This is a genomic window from Treponema zioleckii, from assembly GCF_014737315.1.
GTDB lineage: Bacteria > Spirochaetota > Spirochaetia > Treponematales > Treponemataceae > Treponema_D > Treponema_D zioleckii.
The window spans coordinates 1-19034 of the sequence record NZ_JPUF01000051.1 but is presented as its reverse complement, the minus strand read 5'-3'; the positions used below and the strand labels follow the sequence as shown (position 1 = coordinate 19034).

Annotated in this window: 19 protein-coding genes; 13 read left to right on the top strand and 6 right to left on the bottom strand. The window is 43.4% G+C overall.

Annotated elements, in window-relative coordinates; genetic code table 11:
• Positions 1–89 precede the first annotated feature (89 nt).
• The 5 genes from JI65_RS12525 to JI65_RS12505 all read right to left on the bottom strand — a co-directional run bounded on the left by JI65_RS12525 (position 90) and on the right by JI65_RS12505 (position 7461).
• A complete protein-coding gene (locus JI65_RS12525; RefSeq protein WP_191017156.1) occupies positions 90–1892 on the bottom strand; it encodes an ABC transporter ATP-binding protein in 1803 nt (600 codons plus the stop codon).
• A 33-nt stretch (positions 1893–1925) separates the two neighbouring features.
• A complete protein-coding gene (locus JI65_RS12520; RefSeq protein WP_191017154.1) occupies positions 1926–3140 on the bottom strand; it encodes a DUF1302 family protein in 1215 nt (404 codons plus the stop codon).
• Between the two features lie 98 nt (positions 3141–3238).
• Positions 3239–4039 carry an outer membrane lipoprotein-sorting protein gene (locus JI65_RS12515; protein WP_191017151.1) on the bottom strand — a complete coding sequence of 267 codons (801 nt, stop codon included), beginning with the start codon at positions 4037–4039 and terminating at the stop codon, positions 3239–3241.
• Positions 4040–4299: 260 nt separating this feature from the next.
• Positions 4300–6651 (bottom strand): efflux RND transporter permease subunit, encoded by a 2352-nt coding sequence (locus JI65_RS12510; RefSeq protein WP_191017149.1) that lies wholly within the window; start codon positions 6649–6651, stop codon positions 4300–4302.
• 15 nt (positions 6652–6666) lie between these two features.
• On the bottom strand, positions 6667–7461 hold the full coding sequence (locus JI65_RS12505; RefSeq protein ID WP_191017147.1) for a class I SAM-dependent methyltransferase: 795 nt from the start codon (positions 7459–7461) through the stop codon (positions 6667–6669).
• Between the two features lie 87 nt (positions 7462–7548).
• On the opposite strand from JI65_RS12505, the gene JI65_RS17575 reads away from it, so the two are divergent.
• Together JI65_RS17575 and JI65_RS12495 are read left to right on the top strand one after the other, a co-directional pair.
• Positions 7549–8160, top strand: a complete 612-nt coding sequence (locus tag JI65_RS17575; RefSeq protein WP_191017144.1) for a TetR/AcrR family transcriptional regulator — start codon at positions 7549–7551, stop codon at positions 8158–8160.
• Between the two features lie 7 nt (positions 8161–8167).
• Positions 8168–9055 carry an NADase-type glycan-binding domain-containing protein gene (locus tag JI65_RS12495; protein ID WP_191017142.1) on the top strand — a complete coding sequence of 296 codons (888 nt, stop codon included), beginning with the start codon at positions 8168–8170 and terminating at the stop codon, positions 9053–9055.
• A gap of 54 nt (positions 9056–9109) precedes the next feature.
• On the opposite strand, the gene JI65_RS12490 is transcribed toward JI65_RS12495, so the two are convergent.
• A complete protein-coding gene (locus JI65_RS12490; protein ID WP_191017140.1) occupies positions 9110–9580 on the bottom strand; it encodes a hypothetical protein in 471 nt (156 codons plus the stop codon).
• A gap of 210 nt (positions 9581–9790) precedes the next feature.
• Between JI65_RS12490 and JI65_RS17785 the strand changes: the two genes are divergently transcribed.
• The 11 genes from JI65_RS17785 to JI65_RS12435 all read left to right on the top strand — a co-directional run.
• Positions 9791–9925: a triphosphoribosyl-dephospho-CoA synthase gene (locus JI65_RS17785; RefSeq protein ID WP_191017172.1), complete on the top strand. Its 135-nt coding sequence runs from the start codon at positions 9791–9793 to the stop codon at positions 9923–9925.
• A 237-nt stretch (positions 9926–10162) separates the two neighbouring features.
• Entirely contained in the window at positions 10163–12175 is a 2013-nt protein-coding gene (locus tag JI65_RS12480; protein ID WP_191017137.1) for a diguanylate cyclase, read from the top strand.
• A 208-nt stretch (positions 12176–12383) separates the two neighbouring features.
• Complete coding sequence (locus JI65_RS12475; protein ID WP_191017135.1) at positions 12384–13661, top strand: esterase; 1278 nt, start codon at positions 12384–12386, stop codon at positions 13659–13661.
• 13 nt (positions 13662–13674) lie between these two features.
• The gene (locus JI65_RS12470; protein WP_191017133.1) at positions 13675–15441 is read left to right on the top strand and encodes an alpha/beta hydrolase-fold protein; all 1767 of its coding nucleotides are present in this window, start codon (positions 13675–13677) and stop codon (positions 15439–15441) included.
• Positions 15442–15590: 149 nt separating this feature from the next.
• Positions 15591–16064 (top strand): DUF6078 family protein, encoded by a 474-nt coding sequence (locus tag JI65_RS12465; protein WP_242457240.1) that lies wholly within the window; start codon positions 15591–15593, stop codon positions 16062–16064.
• Between the two features lie 225 nt (positions 16065–16289).
• Positions 16290–17207, top strand: a complete 918-nt coding sequence (locus JI65_RS12460) for a hypothetical protein (RefSeq protein ID WP_191017130.1) — start codon at positions 16290–16292, stop codon at positions 17205–17207.
• A 130-nt stretch (positions 17208–17337) separates the two neighbouring features.
• On the top strand, positions 17338–17571 hold the full coding sequence (locus JI65_RS12455; protein WP_191017128.1) for an AbrB/MazE/SpoVT family DNA-binding domain-containing protein: 234 nt from the start codon (positions 17338–17340) through the stop codon (positions 17569–17571).
• Complete coding sequence (gene mazF, locus JI65_RS12450) at positions 17565–17903, top strand: endoribonuclease MazF (protein ID WP_040842103.1); 339 nt, start codon at positions 17565–17567, stop codon at positions 17901–17903. The genes JI65_RS12455 and mazF overlap by 7 nt, the downstream gene beginning before the upstream one ends.
• 66 nt (positions 17904–17969) lie before the next feature.
• On the top strand, positions 17970–18491 hold the full coding sequence (locus JI65_RS12445; protein ID WP_191017125.1) for a hypothetical protein: 522 nt from the start codon (positions 17970–17972) through the stop codon (positions 18489–18491).
• An 11-nt stretch (positions 18492–18502) separates the two neighbouring features.
• Entirely contained in the window at positions 18503–18700 is a 198-nt protein-coding gene (locus JI65_RS12440; protein WP_191017122.1) for a hypothetical protein, read from the top strand.
• Between the two features lie 55 nt (positions 18701–18755).
• A partial coding sequence (locus JI65_RS12435; protein WP_191017120.1) for a hypothetical protein occupies positions 18756–19034 on the top strand: 279 nt, incomplete at its 3' end.

The following is a 19034-nucleotide window of genomic DNA, read 5'->3' as shown; positions in this document are numbered from 1 at the left end:
GTTTTTCTTGGTGTCATGCTGAACTTGATTCAGCATCCATGTCTTCAGCGTGCATAGATTCCGAATTAAGTTCGGAATGACACTAGAAGTCAAAATTCTGACAAAGCGTTTTCGATTTTCCATTCTGCGGCTTTGTTGTAGTCCGCCCACATTTTTGCGTAAGTTCCGCCTGCGTTTTTGAGTTCTTCGTGCGTGCCGCTTTCGATTATTTTTCCTCCAGCAAGAACGAGGATTTTGTCCGCGCCAACGACGGTGGAAAGTCTGTGCGCAATCATCACCACGGTTTTTCCTTTGGTGAGCCGCCTCAACGCCGCGTGAATCAGTTCTTCGTTTTCCGGGTCTGCGAATGCCGTGGCTTCGTCAAGAACGACAATCGGCGCGTCTTTCAGGATTGTGCGCGCAAGGGCGATTCTCTGTTGCTCGCCGCCAGAAAGATAGGTTCCCTTGCTGCCGATTACGGTGTCGATTCCGTCGGGAAGGTTTTTGATGATGTCTTCGCAGCGGGCATCTTTCAAGGCCAAAAGCACTTCTTTGCGACTCGCATCTGGTCGGGCGGAGCGGACATTTTCAAAAATCGAAGTCTTGAAGAGCCTTGAATTCTGGAAGACGAAGGAAATTTTTTCCATCAAAACTTTCTGCTCGATTTCCTTTACGTTCACGCCACCGATTTTTACTGCGCCCGTTTGAACATCCCAGAACCGCGGAATGAGGCTTGCGGCCGTTGTCTTTCCGCCGCCGCTTTCTCCCACCAATGCAATCGTCTCGCCACTTCTGGCTTTGAAAGAGACATTTGAAAGGGCCGGATTTTCGCTTCCCTCGTAGGTGAATGTTACGTTTTCAAATTCAATGCTGTTGTCGAGCGGAACTTTTGGATTTTCGCACTGGCTCAAGACTGGCGCGTTCATCACGGTGTCGATTCGTGCGAGGGCAGTGCGCGCGAGTAGCGTTCCGCTTGAAGCGAACATGATTCTGGCAAGTGCTGTTGAAATGATTGCGCTGAACACGGCATAAAAAGCGAAGTCCGTCAAAAATTCAGCGAAAGTTCCGCTAGAAAGTGCTTTTGGGGCAAGCAAAAGGGCTGCCGGAATCAAAAAGATGAAAACGCCTTCCGTAACTGTCAGGTTTACCGATTGCGGGAGCCGGCAAACTCCGTCTGTGTATTCTTCCGCGCGTTTGCTGTAGTTTTCGATTGCTTCCTTAAAAGCCCGGAACGAATAAACGGTCTGCTGGAAGACTTTTACGACTGGAATTCCGCGAACATATTCGGTTCCGGCCTTTGCCATTTCGTCCTGCGCGCCCTGATAAATCAGCATGAGCTTCGCGTTTTTTCCGCCCATCATCGTGCAGAGCATGAGAATCGAAATCACAACCGAAAGAAGGCAGGCTGCCCCCATTTTCCAGTCGAAGACGAACATCAAAACGACTGTGGAAATGAACATTGCCGCCGTTCCGGAGATGTCCGCAAGATTGTGCGCAAGAAGCGTTTCCGTTTCGCTCGCTCCGTTGTCGAGCTTGTTCCGCAAAAGCCCGGAGCCGTTCGAATCGAAAAAGCCGAACGAAGTCTTCATCAAATGGGCAATCCCCTGCTTTCTGATGTTCGAGGCAGTTCTGAACGCCGCAAGATGAGTGCACATGAGCGCAAGAAAATAGATGAGAATTCCGCCGGTTGCGGACGCGAATGCAATCCAGCCGTAGCGAACAATATCGTGCGCCTCGCCAAAATTCGGAGCCACGCTGATTAAGTCCCGCACGACCAGCCACACAGAGATGAACGGCACCATTCCGGCGACCTGCGCCACTGCCGAAAGAAAAAGCCCTGTAACGGTGAGGGCTTTGTAATTTCCCGCGTAAGCCAAGAGGCGTGAGAGCGGGGATTTTTGTTTTTGCGACATTTGATTTCCTCCGTAACTGTGTAATTTTGCTTTCTAAAAAACGTACCACGCTTTGAGGTAAATGCTGGAGTAGTCTTTGTATTTGCCGTAAGTGCCCGTTTCTTTGCCTTCGTTAAAAATGTAGCCGCCGAGTTCAAGAAAAATTGAATCGGAAAGGCTGTATTCGCCTGAAAGTTCGATTGCGCTGTCAAAATCCTTCAGCACAAGAACGCCTGAAGCGGAAAGTTTGAGCGTCTCCGATAAAAGCGATTTTGAAATGCTGAGAGTTGTTCCGTGCTCGAATTTTCTTGTGCGCTCAAGATTTTCTGTTTCGCCAAAAAGACTGTCGCAGAAATACTGTGCGGTGAACGTCCAGCCTTCTCTCATCCAATCAAGACCGGCAAGGGCTGCGAGATTGTTGTGCTCTTCGGTGTTTTCGCCGCCGGAAAGTATTTTTTCCGCAGCGGTTTGAAAATGTCTTTTCGGGAAAAATGCTCCTTCAAGGCGCAGTACAGTTTCGCCAATCGGAATAGCGGCATCTGCGCCAAACATCGCCATTTTTTTGTATCCGGCGTTGATTTTGATTCCGGTCTGCATTCCGTTTTCGATTTTTGGCGCATAATCCAGAAACGGCGTGTCTTCCCAGCCGTAAAAGCCGTAAAGCGAAATGTCGAATCGTGAAAAATAGCCCGAAAGTTTTAGCGCGTATTCAGCGTTTTTTATGTTCTTTTCGGGCAATTCGATAGAAGAAAGTTGCGCTTTTTGCTCTTTTGGCAATTCTGCCACCGTCAAAATCGGAATGAAATATGCGTCGAGGGAAAGATTTCCTTTGTTGAGCGAAAAACGCACCGAGTCGATTGCAAAATACTCGTCGTCAAAAAGGGAGCGGGTGGAAGAATAATCTTTGGGGCAGAGTACATTCACAATGTCAATTCCGTCCGCCTTTCCCCATGCAGCCTTTTGCCTGCCTGCGCGGAGAGACCAAAAGTCCGTCGTGTAGTCGAGGTAGATTTCTTTTAGTTCTGCATACGTTTTGTTTTCTGTTTCATCGAATCCTGCGCGCCCTTCCGCATACGCAGAAGATTTGTTGTAAAAAGCTTCGAATTTTCCGTTCAGGTACGTGTCGCCTAAGACGAAATCCCCGCGGTTTTTCGAGCGAATTGCGCCCGCCCAAAAACTCCCTGCTTCGCCTGAAAACTGCACTTCCTGGGAGGCGAGGGAAAAAATGAAAATGGAAAGATGAAAGATTAAAGATAGAACTTTTTTCATAGTCAGCCTCTTTTATTAGAAAACGGATTTGTTCAGGTCTAACGAGCTTCACTTTTTTTGAGTGAGGCGCGTTAGCGGCGAACAAATCCGTTTGTTTTTCATCGAATTCTTCCTTTTTCCAGTGACGAAACGGTAAAGAGCGAGTCGTCAATGTCGCCGCCGTCGTAAACGATGTTTGCCGACTCAAAAAGCGACCAATTTCCGCTCTGCACGTTTTGCATCTTCATTTTTTGCGCGGTGGTAAGGCCCTTGATTGTGGTAAAGTCGTAGCAGGTGAGAACGCGGTGAAGCTGGTTCTGTCGGTCGTAAAACTCGCACTTTCTAAGGATAAAATCCGACTTTGCGATGTACGAAATGTAGCGCGGGTCTTTCTGATTTTTGTCTTTTGCAAGGCATTCAACTTTGTAGCAGTCAGTTCCGTCCACGCTTTCCTCGCCAAGAAGATTGTAGTCGTAGTCGTTCAGGCTGCGGTCCCCCATGTCGCGATAAGTAAAGTCCGTTCCCATAAAGCTTCCGTCGCTTTCCGAGCCGCTTGAAGCGATTCGGCGGGTCTTTTTCATTGCGGGCATGTAAAGCCAGTTGTCCGAGTCCTTCTTTTTTCCGCTTGCGTCCTCTGCATAATCGAACATCAGGTAGCCGGTGCCCGAAACATCTTTTGGCTTAACAAAAACGATGACCTCTTTTTTGACATCTCCGTAATCCTTGCTTTTCATGAGGACTTCGCGGATTCTGTCCGAGCCTTTTTTTGTGTGAATCGTGAGCGTCGCCGTGGAGGAAGCCGTTACTGGCTCAGGAACTTCGTCCGCCTTTTTCATAATCTCGTAGCCCGAAAGCGACTGGGCGAAAGAGCTGAGAACTGAAAACTGAAAGATAAAAGCGAATGCGATTGATTTTTTCATTGTGAAATCTCCTTTTGATACATGATTTCTAACGTCATTCCGAAGTTGTTTCGGAATCTCTGCACTATGTACAATGCAGATGCTGAAACAAGTTCAGCATGACTTTTTCAGCGCAGTCCGCATGACACTTTCGCGCCTTGCCTGCTTGCTCAAATCCGTCATTCTGAGCTTGTCTCAGAATCTCATTCCTTAAAGATGCTGAATCAAGTTCAGCATGACAAGGATTAAATCAAGTGTTTTCTCGAACAAATCCGTTTGTTTTATTTTTCTTTTCCGAAAGGTTTTGCGATATAAAGCAGCACTGGCGTAATCGTATAGTCCGCAATCAGTGCGCTTCCGAGTCCAACTACCGAAAGCCAGCCGATGTTCACAAGAACGTTCATCGTGCTGGTAAGGAAAATCGCGAACATGGCGCAGAGAATTACCGTGGTCATAATCATCGTTTTTCCGATTTCTCGGTAGGAATTTTCTATTGCGCTCCGGTAATTTCCGGTAAGCTCAAAGTGATATTTGATGTGGTTTGTAAAGTGAATCGTGTCGTCAACGGCGATTCCGAGAATCATCGGCATAATCATTGCGGTAATCATGTCCAAGTTCACGCCAGCGTATCCCATAATTCCGCCAATCAGCGCAATCGGCACAATATTCGGAATCATGGCGATAAAGCCTGTCCGAACCGAAGTGAATGCAAGGACAAGCAGAAGAAGAATTATAACGAGCGAGGTTCCGATTGACTTGATTGAGCCACGCACGAGTTTTCTGTTCATCTGCGCATACTGGACGACTTCGCCCACAACGCCCGCATTTTCTGCGTCCGGGAAAAGCTCTGCTACCCATTTTTTTACGTCTGCAAGATTTTTTACGATTTCTTCTCCGTCGTAGCCCGAAAGTTCTACTTTAAGGTAAGCTGCACGGAAGTCGTTGCTGATGTAGTCGTACAAATCCGTGCCGCCTGAAATCTCGTAAAGGAACATAATCTGCGTCACTAAATCCTGGTCGTCGGGGATGATGTATGCGTCTTCCCGGTCTTCGTTCAGCGTGCGGTTCATCTCTTTTATGATTTTTGTGACCGAAGAAACGCGCGGTTTTCCGTTTGAGACTTTCGTCTGGCTCAAAGTTCCGATTCGTTCAGCCAAAATGTCCATGTTTTTGAGCACCTGCGGATTTTTTATGGCATCTTCGTCCTTATATTCAATCAGAACTTCGTAGTCGTACTGACTTCCAAGCTGGCTCCGGGTGATTTCAAGAAGGCGTTTGATGAAAGGAGTTCGCTCTCCCATCATGTCCGAATAATTCATGTTCACTTCGATTTTGAAAATGCCCGGAATCACGGCCGCCATGACCAGCGCGGTTGCAATAACGGTAATCCACTTTTTGTTGAGGATTGCTTTTCCCATGGATTCAACACGCAAATCCGCTTTCGTTGCTCCTTCCGTGTTCACGAATGTTGAATCTGGCTCTTTGTCCTTTCCAAAACTGTAGAGCACCGGAAGCAGAATGATGATGTAGGCGAAGACTGCAAAAACTGCCGCCGCCGTAATGCCTCCGACCCACCGCATAGGTTTGATTCCCGCCGCAAGGAAGGAAAGCATTCCCGCCATTGTGGTAATCACCGTAAAAAAGAGTGCCCAGCCTGAATCCCGCACGCTCAAGACGATTGACTCTTTTCTTTTTCCAGTTTTCCTAAAGTGCATTTTGAAGCTGTTGATGTAGTGAACTGAATAGCCCACCGCCAGCGCCATAGAAAGAAGCACGGTAATCATCAGCATTGAGTTGTTGCCTTTTATGCCAAGCCAGCCTGAAAAACCAAGCGTCGTCGTGAGTGCGCCCACAGTTGAAATCGACGGCACGACAATGCCGCGTAGCGAGCGGATAAAAACCGTAAGACAGACGAGCATGACGATAAAGCCCGTGAGGATTCGCGTGACAAGCTGATTCATTGTGACGGCTTCTTCCTCGTATTCGGTATAGCTCATGCCGGCAGGCCGGATTTCCCATTTGTCTGATTTGTACTTTGGGTCGCTGAAAACCTTCATCGCGGGCGGTGCGATTTTTTCCATGGCTTCGGTAAGATTTTCCGAGTACTGTTCAAGATTCACGATAAGCCAGGTTTCTGTGGCGTCTTTACTCACAAGCGTGTTCACAAGGGACTGTCGGCTTAAGATAAAGGCCTTTTTCTCTGCAAGCTCTCTAGCATCCGACGGAACGCCGTCCTCAAAAGGGCTGGTAACTTCAAAGCCTTCTTCCGTGCCGATTGGAAGGGAAAGTTCCATGAGCGACGTTATGCTTTGCGCATAGGGAACATTCTGCAAAAGGTCGTCGCCAAGCTCATCAATCATTTTTAGCACTTCCGGGTCAAAAACATCGTCCGCCTTGATGTGGGCAAGCAGGCTGTCAGTCGAGCCAAAAATGTCCTCAAAATGGTCCTGATTTTTCTTCGTGGTCTCCCAGTCGTCAAACCAGTCTTCCTCGCCGTTGTCCAGCGTAAGGCGGCTCAATCCCAGACTTCCGAAGACAGAAATAACTATCAGGCAGATAAGAAAAGCCCAGCGGTGTTTTACTTCAAACCGCCCGAACTTTTCAAACCAGTTGTTGATTCTGGTAACTTTCATGCGCTCCTCCCCTTCCTACCACTCAAAAACAGCCCAGCGGTCGTTCATTTTGGGAAGCAGTTTTGCGAAAAGCCAGCCGCTGAACGAGTGCTTTTTCATCTCCTCGTTAAAACTGTGCTCTTCAACAAAACGGATTCCCTCGCACAAATCCGCAATTTCCTGTCCGCTCCAAGTGCCGCTTTTAAAGACCGCATTCGTATTCTTTACCGTGTCGTGATATTTTTGATTTTTGACCATGAGGGGATTATTCTGCTCTGCAATCAACGTTCCGGTCGGGAAATTTTCTTTGAGAACGGAAAGCAGTTTTTTGATTTCATCGAAAGTAAGATACATGAAAAGACCTTCGGCAAGGAAAAGCACTTTGGAATTTGTCTTTTTGATTTCAGAAAGGACTCTTTCGCACCAGCCGTTTTCAAGCACGCTCCCCGAAATCATTTCCTCGCGCTCCCGCTTTGGAAAAACTTTCTTCCGAACTTCGATTGAATCGGGCAAATCCAAATCGAACCAGAAAACCCGGCCGTTATCCACGCGGGAAAATCGGTTATCAAATCCGCAGGCCATATTCACGATGACTGCCGACGGATTTTTCGCGACAAAATCATTTACCATGCGGTCGAGCATTACTGTGCGGGCAATAACTCCCTCGTGGGACATGAATTTGTCAAAGGGTTTTGTGTCGATTCCGAGCGTCTTTATCATCTCCACAGCCACTTCATCGCGGACGCGGGGATTTTTTCGCAACGTTTCGTTCGCCTTAATCGCAACAGGAATCAGCGCCGTTGTCTCAACATCTCCAAGACTGATATTCAATTTTTAGCTCCTTGCTGTTAGTTTTAGCTAACTATATAACGGTGTTATATTATTGTCAATAAAAGTTTCTTTCCATATACTTACTTCATGGCAGAAAATACTTTGCAGAAAATCCATGAGATTGCGGTTGCTGAATTTTTGGAAAAAGGATTCAGAGGCGCGTCGTTGCGAGAAATTGTAAAAAAAGCTGGCGTAACGACAGGCGCATTTTACGGCTACTACAAAAGCAAGGAAGAACTTTTTGACGCGCTCGTTCAGCCGCACGCAGAATACATAAGAAATTGTTTTGACAAGTGCATAAATGCTTTTCTTTCAGTGCCGAAATCCGAATGGTCGAAGCACATGAGCGATTTTTCCGAAAACGGAATGGCGGAAATGTTCGAGTACGCATTTGAGCACAAAGATTCTTTCCGGCTTATTCTGAATGCGTCGGAAGGAACAAAATGGGAAAACTACATACACGACCTTGTTGAAACAGAAATCGACATAACCCACAAATATTATGATGTAATGCGCGAGCAGGGATTCAAGACGCATTCTCTTCCGCCGATGCTGGAGCACATGATAATTTCGGGAGAATTCACAGGACTTTTTGAAGTCATTATCCACGACATTCCGAAGGAAGAAGCCATGCTCTGCGTAAAAGAACTCCACGATTTTTACGAAGGCGCGTGGGCAAAACTGATGGGCTTGGAGTGATGATTTTATGAAGTGTTTGATTTTAGTTCTGTTTGCAGCTGCATTTTCGTTGCTTCCTCTCGCTTCGGAAAATTTTCCCCCGCAAGATTCTGACTACGAGTATGACTTTGAGCTTTCCGACATTGCGAAGAGGATTTTGCCTGTTTTGCAGTCGGAAGTTTATGTGAACATAAAAAGCAACATGAGGGAAGACAGTTTCGTCTGGAAGGAAGGAAGAAGCTCCGCACTCGTGGAAGAAGGCAAGAGAGATGATTTTTATGAAATCAACAGAATCAACGACATGAAAGTCGCTTCGCGCGCAGTTTCGTATGAACATTACAATAGTCCGCATGTTCGGAAAACCGAAGATATCACGAGCAGGGCGGAAACTGACACCGCGTGGGTTGAAGGCGCTGACGGGGACGGAATCGGCGAATGGGTTATGATTCCTGTTGATGAAAAAAATTACGGCGGCGCGCTCTCTCAGGGGTATTACGGCGAAAAACTGAAACTCTCGCTCACAATGCACAACGGATATCAGAAGAATGCAGACCTTTACAAAAAGAACGGCCGAGTAAAAGACGCAAGAATCACTGTTTATGCCGCCGCTTATGACTTGTATGAATGCGTGAAATATTACGAGACATTCACCCGCCGTATCAGAACACGATATTTATTATGGAATCCTGAATGCGTCGCCGAAGAAGAAGTCACTTTTTCCGATGAAATCGACGGGAAGGCGGCTTTCCTGAATACGGACCGCAAGGACTTTGAATTTTCCCTTCCCGAAAAATACATGAACAAAAGCTTCAAACTTTTTGTGAAGCTTGAAATCCTCGGCGTGTACAAAGGCACGAAATATTCCGACACCTGCATTTCTGATTTGACCGCCGTCGCGCATGACGCGGATTATTGAGCAAAAAAAAAGCGGAGGCAGTGCTTGCCCCCGCAAATTGATTAATCAAAAAAATTACTGTTTGGTGAACTCATCCTCGTCCATTGTAAATTTTCCGCCGCTGATTGTTAAAGTTTCTTCTGTTGATGAAGAAACAGCCGTCAACGGAGCTTCTTTATTTGTGACAGAAATTGAAGTTTTTCCAGCCTCAGCAGCAGCCGCCAAAACTGCATCCAATGTGTCTTCACTAACTTCTTTTGCCTTTTTAAATTTGATTTCGCCGTCTTTTGAAGGATCTCCTGTATATGTTCCTGTTTCCCAATCAAGATTCAGAGTGACAGTAAAACCTTCTTCCGTAAAGCTTCCATTCGCATGAACAACATAGGTTTTGTCATCGTTGAAAGTTACAGTTTGTGTTCCTTCATCAGAAGTACACTTGTATACAATACCAGAAGATTTTTCATCATCATCGTCAGAACAACCAACGAAACCAAAAACCATAGAAACTGCCAACAAAACAGCCATAAACAAATTAGACTTTTTCATAAAAGCCCTCCTTTTTAAGATATTGTTATATCCTAACACTATACAAAAAAAAGCAAACAAACAAGAATATTTTCAAAAAGCCCAAATTTGTGGTACTTTATTGAAGAAAAATTTTAACTGGGTGTAATAAATGATTTATTCTGAATCGCAAATCCGTGAAGTTATCGAAAGGGCACTGCTTTCGGAAGTGTACACCACGCCAAAGCCGGGCTGGTTGACCGGCATGATACGGGCGCGCACCGTGACATGGACGTTACCACGTTCGAAAAAAGCACCGCCGCGATTTCGCCTTTTCTTGCAAAAATGTACGAGGCTGGCTGGCAAAGTGTGCTCAAACTGAATTGATTTGAAAATTGACTTTATAAAATCATCTTCGCCACTTCCGCAGTCGCTTTTAACTCGTCATTCCAAACAAGAAGCTGAGCTTTCCATTTTTTTGCAAAAAAAACGCAACCGGCAGCAGAAAAATTCCGATTTTTAAAAAAACATCTTAAAAATATGATATAATTTATATAAATTGCCCATTAAAAAAAGTATGAATAATTCAGAAAAGTTCGGAATATATGGAGGTTATAAACCCAAATGCTATATGCGATACCCCCGGCTGTAGTGCTGATATTAAATTTAATATTGAACTGGGAATTGTTCACGAATTATGGATTTAATGATAAAACGCAAGGCAAACGGAATCTTGTGCAGGTTCGTTACAATTGGTTTCTTCTTGCCTCATGTTGCTACATCCTTGTGGATATGACATGGGGACTTTTGTACGAGCACAAAGAAGTTCAGGCTTTTTTTCCGTATATATATTATCTGACCGTCTTTTATTTTATGTTTATGCTTTTGACCATGGTAACGTGGACTCGATACATGGTGGCATATCTTGACAGCAGGGGCTGGCGCAGTAGGGGTATGATTCATGCGGTGTGGGCTGTGTTCGTAATCGGAGTGGTTTGTCTGATATTAAACCGCTCCTACCATTTTATGTTTTCTTTTAACGATAAAAACGAATATATCGGAGAAGTCGGAAGAAATCTCTCGTTCCTTCTTCAAATTGCCTTTTACGCTGTAATCACCGCTTATATGCTGCACGTTGCCCACAACAGCACAGAAAGGCAAAAAACAAGGTATAAGGCGGTTGCCGCAACAAGCATGGTTCTTGGCCTTTTCCTCACATTCCAGATTATAAATGCTTTTTTCCCGTTCTATGCCACAGGGCTTATGATTGGAATTTGCCTCGTTCATACATTTGTGCAGGCAAGCGAAAAAAAAGAGAAAATGATACACGACCATATCGCTTCTTCAATGGCAGAAGATTACGAAGCCATTTTTTACATCGATATAGAGTCAGGCGAATACTTAAGTTTTTCAAAAAGCCAAAAATACATGAGCTTGGACGCTGTGGCAACCGGAAAGAATTTCTTTAAAGACGCATTGGAAAGTATTGAGAAATGCGTTTTTCCTAACGACTGGGAATATGCAAAAAGCTTTTACAGCAAAGAAACAATATTGAAAAACCTTGAAGGAAGGAAGTCTTTTTCGTTCAAATACAGGGTGTTGGTAAACAACGAGCCTCGCTTTTTCCTTTTTACGATGATGCGAGAAAGCAACGGGCAGTATCTTATCTTCTATGAAAAAGACATAGAAGACGAGCTCAACGCTGAAAAAGCCCAAAAAGAAAAGCAAAAGCAGACAATCACATTCGGACAGATTGCCGAAAGTCTTGCGTCTATCTATGACGAAATTTACTACGTGGACATTGAAAAAAATTCTTACGTTTGCTATCAGGTCAACAACATCTACGGGCAACTGGAAATCGACAAATCGGGCGAGGATTTTTACAGCGAATGTATGGAAAACATTCCGCACATTATTCACGAGCAGGATTGTGAGAAAGTTGCCGCCTTCATAGACAAAGCCAACATGATTGCCACAATGTCGAGTCATAAAGATTGCAGCATAACTTATCGCGTAATCGCCTCTGGACAAGCCCAGTACACCAGAATGACAGTCCGCAAAAGCAGCGACGGAACGCATTTTATAATCTGCGTTGAAAATGTGGACGATGAAATCAAAAAAGAAAATCGACACCTAAAAGAACTAAGAATTGCCAAAGAACTTGCTCGCCGCGATGACCTCACAGGCGTAAAGAACAAGACCGCTTACAAGGAACTTGAAGAGTCTGTGCAGGGGAACATGGACAACGGACTTGATTATCTGACTTTCGCGCTTGTTGTTTGCGACACGAACAACTTAAAGCAAATCAACGATACGAGGGGACATACTGCCGGAGATGAATATATCCGTTTGTCAGCGCAGCTTTTGTGCGAGTTTTTCGCTCACAGTCCTGTGTTCAGGGTTGGCGGAGATGAGTTTGTCGTATTCCTTCGCGGAAATGATTATTCAGCCAGGCACGAGATTATGGACAAATTGCGTCGCCAAGTTCTTGAGAACAAGAAGAAAGGCGAGGGTGTAATCATAGCTGCCGGAATTGCCGAATACAATCCTGAGAACGACAATTTTGTTTCGGATATATTCGAGCGCGCCGACAAAGAAATGTACGAGGACAAAAAGAAGCTGAAAGCGCTTGAGTAAGGCTTTTGGCGGAGTAATTAAACGGTATCGAACGGTATTGTTCCCAAAAATTCTGCACACAATCAAAAATTAAAAAAATGCTGTCTAACAAACTTTTTATTTACGAAAACGACAGAAAGCCTTTATAATACGTTCATTATTTATCTCGTTGCGGGAGTCTGCCGCTACCCAATCATTTTGGTCAATCGTTTCATTTTAGGAGAACTCTATGAAACACACTCTGTTGGGGGCAGTGGCACTTTTGTCTTGTGCGCTTTTCGTCTGCTCCTGCGTATCAAATCAATCACAAACAACATCAAAACCTCTTGTCAGCACAATCGCGGAAAGTTTCGGTGACGGTCAGAAAGTGTCTGCTGTCATTTTGGAATATGCAAAAGAAATTGACACTTCTTCAGTAACCTTCGAAACATACAGCGTTGAGGGAAGAAAAATCGAAGCGTTGGATTTTGAGGGAAACACGCTAAAAATCCGCCTTGTCTATGAAAATAAATGGGACAAAACTGACGGAAAAATGCCACCTCGCGAAAAGAAGGAGGCAGGCAACGCCAAAGAGGGCAACGGTCCTCGTTTTGAAGATGATGGTGCTCCTGTGGATTTGAGCGCAAAAGTCGTTCAAAAAGCTGATATTAAGGCGACTGACGGCACTGTGTTCAAGGCAAGCGCGGAGGCTTTTGTTTCCACATCGGCGAAGGAACTCGTGATAGAAGACTTTGAGAAAAAGACATTCACCGACAGCGAAACGGGAATCACGCTGCCGTATTTCATCTATCTGCCCGAAGAATACAACGACGAAGAAAAATATCCGCTCGTCTTTTTTGTGCCAGACGCAAGCGCGGATACTTCGATTGACACTGCGACCCTGACGCAGGGAAACGGCGGCACGATTTGGGCGAGCGAGGACGAGCAGACAAAGCACAAGGCTATCGTCGTGGCGGTTCAGTATCCGCTTGACGTGGTAAAAAAATACGGCGCACTCACGACAGACGAATACGTCTGGACTGTGGGACTTACTGCGGTGGACAATCTTTTGCACAGCGTCATCAAAACTTACGCCGTTGACGAAAACCGCATTTACGGCACGGGACAGTCGCAAGGCTGCATGACGAACATTGCGCTTTCTGACAAGCACCCCGATTTGTTTGCGGCTCAGTTTTTGGTAGCGGGTCAGTGGAACGTCGAAGAAATGAAGGCAATGAAAGACAAAAAGCTCTGGATTGTTGTTTGCGAGGGCGACGAAAAAGCGTACCCTGCGATGAGTAAAGCAGTGGACTTGTGGGAAAGACTTGGCTCAAAAGTCGCTCGCGGCGAAAGTATGTGGAACGGCAAAGCAAGCGAAGATGAGCGCAATGCAGACACAAACGCGATGCTCAAAAAAGACGCGGACATTCGCATGAACGTCATCGCGGGCGGAAGCCACATGTACACCTGGAGCTTGGCTTACAACTACGAGGGAATCCGTGACTGGCTATTTAGCCAATCAAAATAGGAGCGTTTTGAATATGAATAGATTTTTTGCAAAAGCGGCAGTGGCACTTTCAGCACTTATGCTTTTTTCTTGTGCCAGCACACCAAAAGAAACAGTGAACGCGGACGAGGCAATTGTTGGCGTGAGCGTCATCGGCACAATCGGAATGGACGGCTCAAAACCGCGTGCAATCGTCGTGGAATATGACCGAGAGTTGACCGGCGCAAAACTTGACCTTTCAACTTTTGCCGTTTGGGATTACGGGCTTTCACTTTCTGAAAAAGACTTGAACTCTGGAAAAGACGCAGGAAAGCCGCTCGCCGTTTATTTGAATGAAGAGCCTGAAGTTTCTCAAAAAGGCGGAAGTAAAAGCGGCCGCTACGTCATCATCGAAGTGAACACGGATTATTCTGTCGGTCGATACGCGCGCTCTTACAAGGCAACGATGGCGGCAGGCGTTACGCAGACAAAGCCGATTGTGAGCAAAAACTGCACTATAACACCGTCGAGCACAGAGAAAGGCAACTATTACGATTATGAATACATCGGCATAGACCCGCAGACTCACGGAAAGCGACCTGCCGAGCATTATCGATACGCAAAAGACGGAACATACTCAATTCCCGAAATCGCAGGCTTTGAGCTTCACCAGGTGGGAAACGGCGCGTTCAAGGCAACGAATTGTTTTGACGAAGCAAACGGAAAATACTGGGACTTCGAGCTTCCTTATGCGCTTTATGTCCCTTCTGATTACGACGCGAGCAAAAAATACGCGCTTGTTCTTCATTTGCACGACGCAGGCTCAATGGATATTGACCCGATGCTCACTCTTTGCGAGTCTCAAGGGGCGGCAAATTACGCTTCAAGTCAGTTCCGCGACTTGCTGAAAGCGCAAGGGGTGGACGGCGCAATCGTGGTTTGCCCTGCAATCAGCGAGGATTTTTATATGAACGCCGAAAATCCGCATTACAATCTTCGTATTGCCCGGGACAACTGGACTTTGAGCTGTGCCGCGCCCGCAGTCCTTGAGCTTTTGGACTCGCTCACTGAAAAATACAGCATCGACAAAAACCGCATTTACGGCTCCGGGCAGAGCATGGGCGGCATGACTGTCATGGCTTTGGCAGCACAGAGGGACAACTATTTTGCGGCTCTTTTGCCTTTGAGCTGCAAGTGGGGAACGAACTTCAACAAAGGCGAGACTTTTGCGGGAACAAAGAGCTTTAGCGCAGTAGCTGACGGAAAACTCATCTGGAAGACTGACGCGGACGGAAAGGCAGTTGACTACAACAACTGGTTCTATCTCATCTCCGACGACAATATTTTGTACTACAGCACCGCAGGCGAAAACACCGAATACAGCGTGCTCTTCAAGGGCTTGTGCGGCGTTTCGCCTGAAAGCGCGGATATGTATCTTGACGAAAAAACAAGTGTGGAAAGCCGTAACAAAATCGTTCGCGAACTTACTTCCAGACAAAGCACGCTCGGCATTTATCAGATAAATTTGAGCGGCAACGTCGGGCACATGTCGGCATGGTTTTACGGACACAGCACGACCGCCACTCTCGAATGGCTTTCAAAGCAGACTCGTGAATCGGAAATGAAAAGGGCAAAACTTGACCTCAACAAGCCGTTTGAAAAAGCAGCCGAGCAAATCACAGACAGCGACCACATCTGGCAGAAAAAGAAAGACGGCTCAGCCATCTATATCCCGACAGGAAAGCGCGGAAGCGGCACGCAGGGCTACAATTCAGGCTGCACCGCGCTCGGCACTGACGAAGTTTTGCTTCCGGGAAGATAAAAGAGCGGATTGAGCGGAACTGAAGGGCTCAACAGAGCCCCGTTCACGGTGGAAAAACTTCCGCCATGATTTATAAAAATTGTTGCAATTTCTAACAGAAAAATGGGGAATTACTATTTACAAGTTACCCACATAAGAAACTATTTTACTTGCATGATTTTGTTTTTAAATATAAAAATATTTATATGGTACTTTCAATTCCCAGAGACTACACACTATGCACAAATTCTGAATGTGAAAAATCTATGCAATGTCTGCGCTATCTTTCTTTTTTGGAAATTTCCCAGGACAATATCACCATTAAAGTTTTGAATCCAAAACTTTTTCCTGCCGCAAACCATGATTGCAAGTTTTTTAATAGTACAAACAAAATAAATCTTGCCTGGGGCATTAAAAATATCTTAAATGATTTGCCATATCAAATAGCAAAGGAAGTAAAAAAAGAGTTACTTGCCAGATTCGGCCATACAAAATACTACAGATTTTACAGAGAAGAAGTAGCTGTAATGCCAAAGGATCAGAAAATTTTTCAAAATATTTTTGAAAAACACGGAATTGCAGAAAAGCCAGCATACACCCGTTTTACAGAAGAATATAACTGGGAGTCAACAGTTTCAAAGTAATAAACAGACTGTTTCATAGTACAAAAGACTTTGTTTCACAGTATTAAAAATACTGTTTCACCCAAAGAAACTGCCACAAGTTTTGGGATATTAGAGAAGGTTGCTTTTTGCTATAAAGCAGAAAAGAAAAAAATCATGGATTAATAACTTCTACTGAGGAACAATCTATACCATTGAATAATATGGAAATTGTCAATGCTTTTAATTATACGGAGACATATAAAAATGAAAAATAAAGTATTACTTCTTCTTTTTTTACTATCTTCTTGCATAAACATTTATTCGCAACAATTTAGTTTTAAAGCTAAGAAAGATTTTACTTGGACATCATTAATCGGAAAACAATATTATATTTCAAAAGATGAAATTCTTCATTTAAAGGCTAACGATGGTATTGGTTTTAGTAATCCAGATGATACAAAAGAATTATATATAATTCTTTATAAAAAAGATAATCCAAAAGCTTTATTAGTGAATATTGAAGATGTTACTTTTACTCAAAATACGATACAAGTTTCTGATGAGATAAGACAATCTTATTGGGTTCCTTCCTATTATTATGAGCAATTAAAGAATAAAAATGATAAATTTTCAATTATATATAAAAATGAACCTTTTTGGGCGAGTTGGAAAAACCAATATGAAAATCCAGCAACTTTATTGGATGATTTCAATTTAGGATATTATGGTTTTTCAGATTTTTATATTTTTTTACGAAATAGTCAAAAGGGAAAAGGAGAATGTTGCTTTTTAGTATCTACAGAGTCTTCTTCCGTTGATTTTGTAAAATACAAAGTTTATAAAATGTACAGTAATGCACAATTATATTCCGAATCAACTGCACATCCGCAAGAAAACTTTTTACCATTATATAAGAAAGAAACTCCATTCTATATTTATTTGATAATCGACGGCGACTACATGAAAATGTATATAGATGAAGTTTCAGAAAAAAATCTATTTCAAACATTAATCCGCACAACTCCAGAAGCATGTAATCAGATTGAAAATTGGATAAAAGGAAAATCGAACGATTTATCAAAAGTTGTAATGCCTAAACACGGCAATCCTTCTGTGCAAACAGAAGTAACAAAAACAAATGCTACCAACGTTGTTCAAAACAAAACAATGACCGTCAAATAAAACCTGAAACTCCGCTTCGGCGAAGCTACCTCTACCCAGGTTCTTTCGGTAATGCAAGCCACATTTTTTTTACATTTTCCTTGACAATACAGAATATACATTGTATATACTAAATACATGGAGGTACATTATGCAGGCAGTAGTTCAGAAATGGGGCAACAGCCTTGGTTTTAGGATTCCTTCTCTTTGGGCAAAAGACAATAATGTAAAAAGTGGCAGTAAAATTGAAGTGATTGTCGAAAAAGGAAAAATAGTAATTCTTCCTCAAAAAAAGACTCTTGATGATATGTTGGCTATGGTTACTTCGGAAAACATCCATTCAGAAATATCAACAGGCCATGCGATAGGTAACGAAGAATGGTAAAATCAAATTATGTTCCAGAAAAAGGCGACTTGGTTTGGCTGGACTTTGACCCGCAAGCCGGACATGAGCAAAAAGGTCGCCGCCCTGCGATTTGTGTTTCTCAGAAAATATACAATAAAAAGATTGGGCTTGCTTTGTTCTGTCCTATAACAAGCCATATAAAAGGTTATCCTTTTGAAATTGTCTTAGACAATCATTCTATCAACGGTTGCATTTTGAGCGACCAGGTAAAAAATCTTGACTGGACTCAAAGAAACTGCGACTTTATAGAAAAAGCAACAGAAGAGGAAATTAATACTGTTGTTGATAATATCAAATTGATGATTGAGTAGAATTTCACATAACAAGAAGTTCAAAGCCGACAGGCGGTCAAGCCGCCTGCGGTTTAACTCATTGTTATGGCGACAGGCACACTAGGGCGCTTTTGGGAAAAGAATGAAAAAACAGATTTTTACATTTTTATTTTTATATATTCACTTGCTTTTATCTATGCAGAGAAAGAGATAGAGCCTTTTACAAAAAATATGAAAATTGGCGAGTCAGTCGTTTTGTTTGGAAGCTTTGTTGTATTTAATGGCTGGCAACCAAATATAAGATTTGTAACCGATACTAACAAGATTATTGGAATTGGAACTGATGAAGAATACAGCAATAAAATCGTAAATGATATTGTTTTACATCAAAATAAAACAGGAACAATATACCGCTGCCAAGCTAAGTTTAATTATATTGATAGTGTAAAAATCCCTTATTACGAGCAATCATTAATGTGTTTTGCGATTTCTGACATAAAAATAAAAAGTTGGGTTATAGAAAATGAGATTGTAAAAATTAATATTGATTTTCTAAAATTCAACCCCAAAACAAAAGCAATTAAAAATGCAAAGTTGAAATTTTTAATGCAAACGATTTTCCAATAAATTATTCAAATATGTTTTTAAGCTTGAATTATGAAGGTGCGAATCTACGTGCTTATATAGATTCTCCTGCAAGCAATATAATAGATTTTAGTAAAATCAAAATTTCAGCAAAAGAAAACTTTAAAGAAACTGTTTATTTTTCTTTTAACGATATTATAAAAGATGAGTCTGTTGATTTAAGTAAAATTGAAATTGCGTACCAAGACTAATTACATAACAAAGGTTATATGGACGCCCGCACTGGGGCGCTTTTTGAGAGAAAGTATGAAAAAATTAATTTGTATATTATTTAGTTTTACAATTTTGGCTGCTTCATCATTTGCAGATAAAAGCCTCTTTTATGAAAATGAAAAAGTAATTGATACAATGTATGTAGATTCAGAGGAAGGCTTACGAGTCAGAGACTACCCATCTCTAAAATCCAATCGACTCTGCAGCCTGCAGCACAGATTTCCCGTCAAGGTGGTCGCAATCGGAAAAGAGGAGACGATTGACGGAATCACAGCCCCGTGGGTGGAGATTCTGATTCCCCGCTATGAGTTG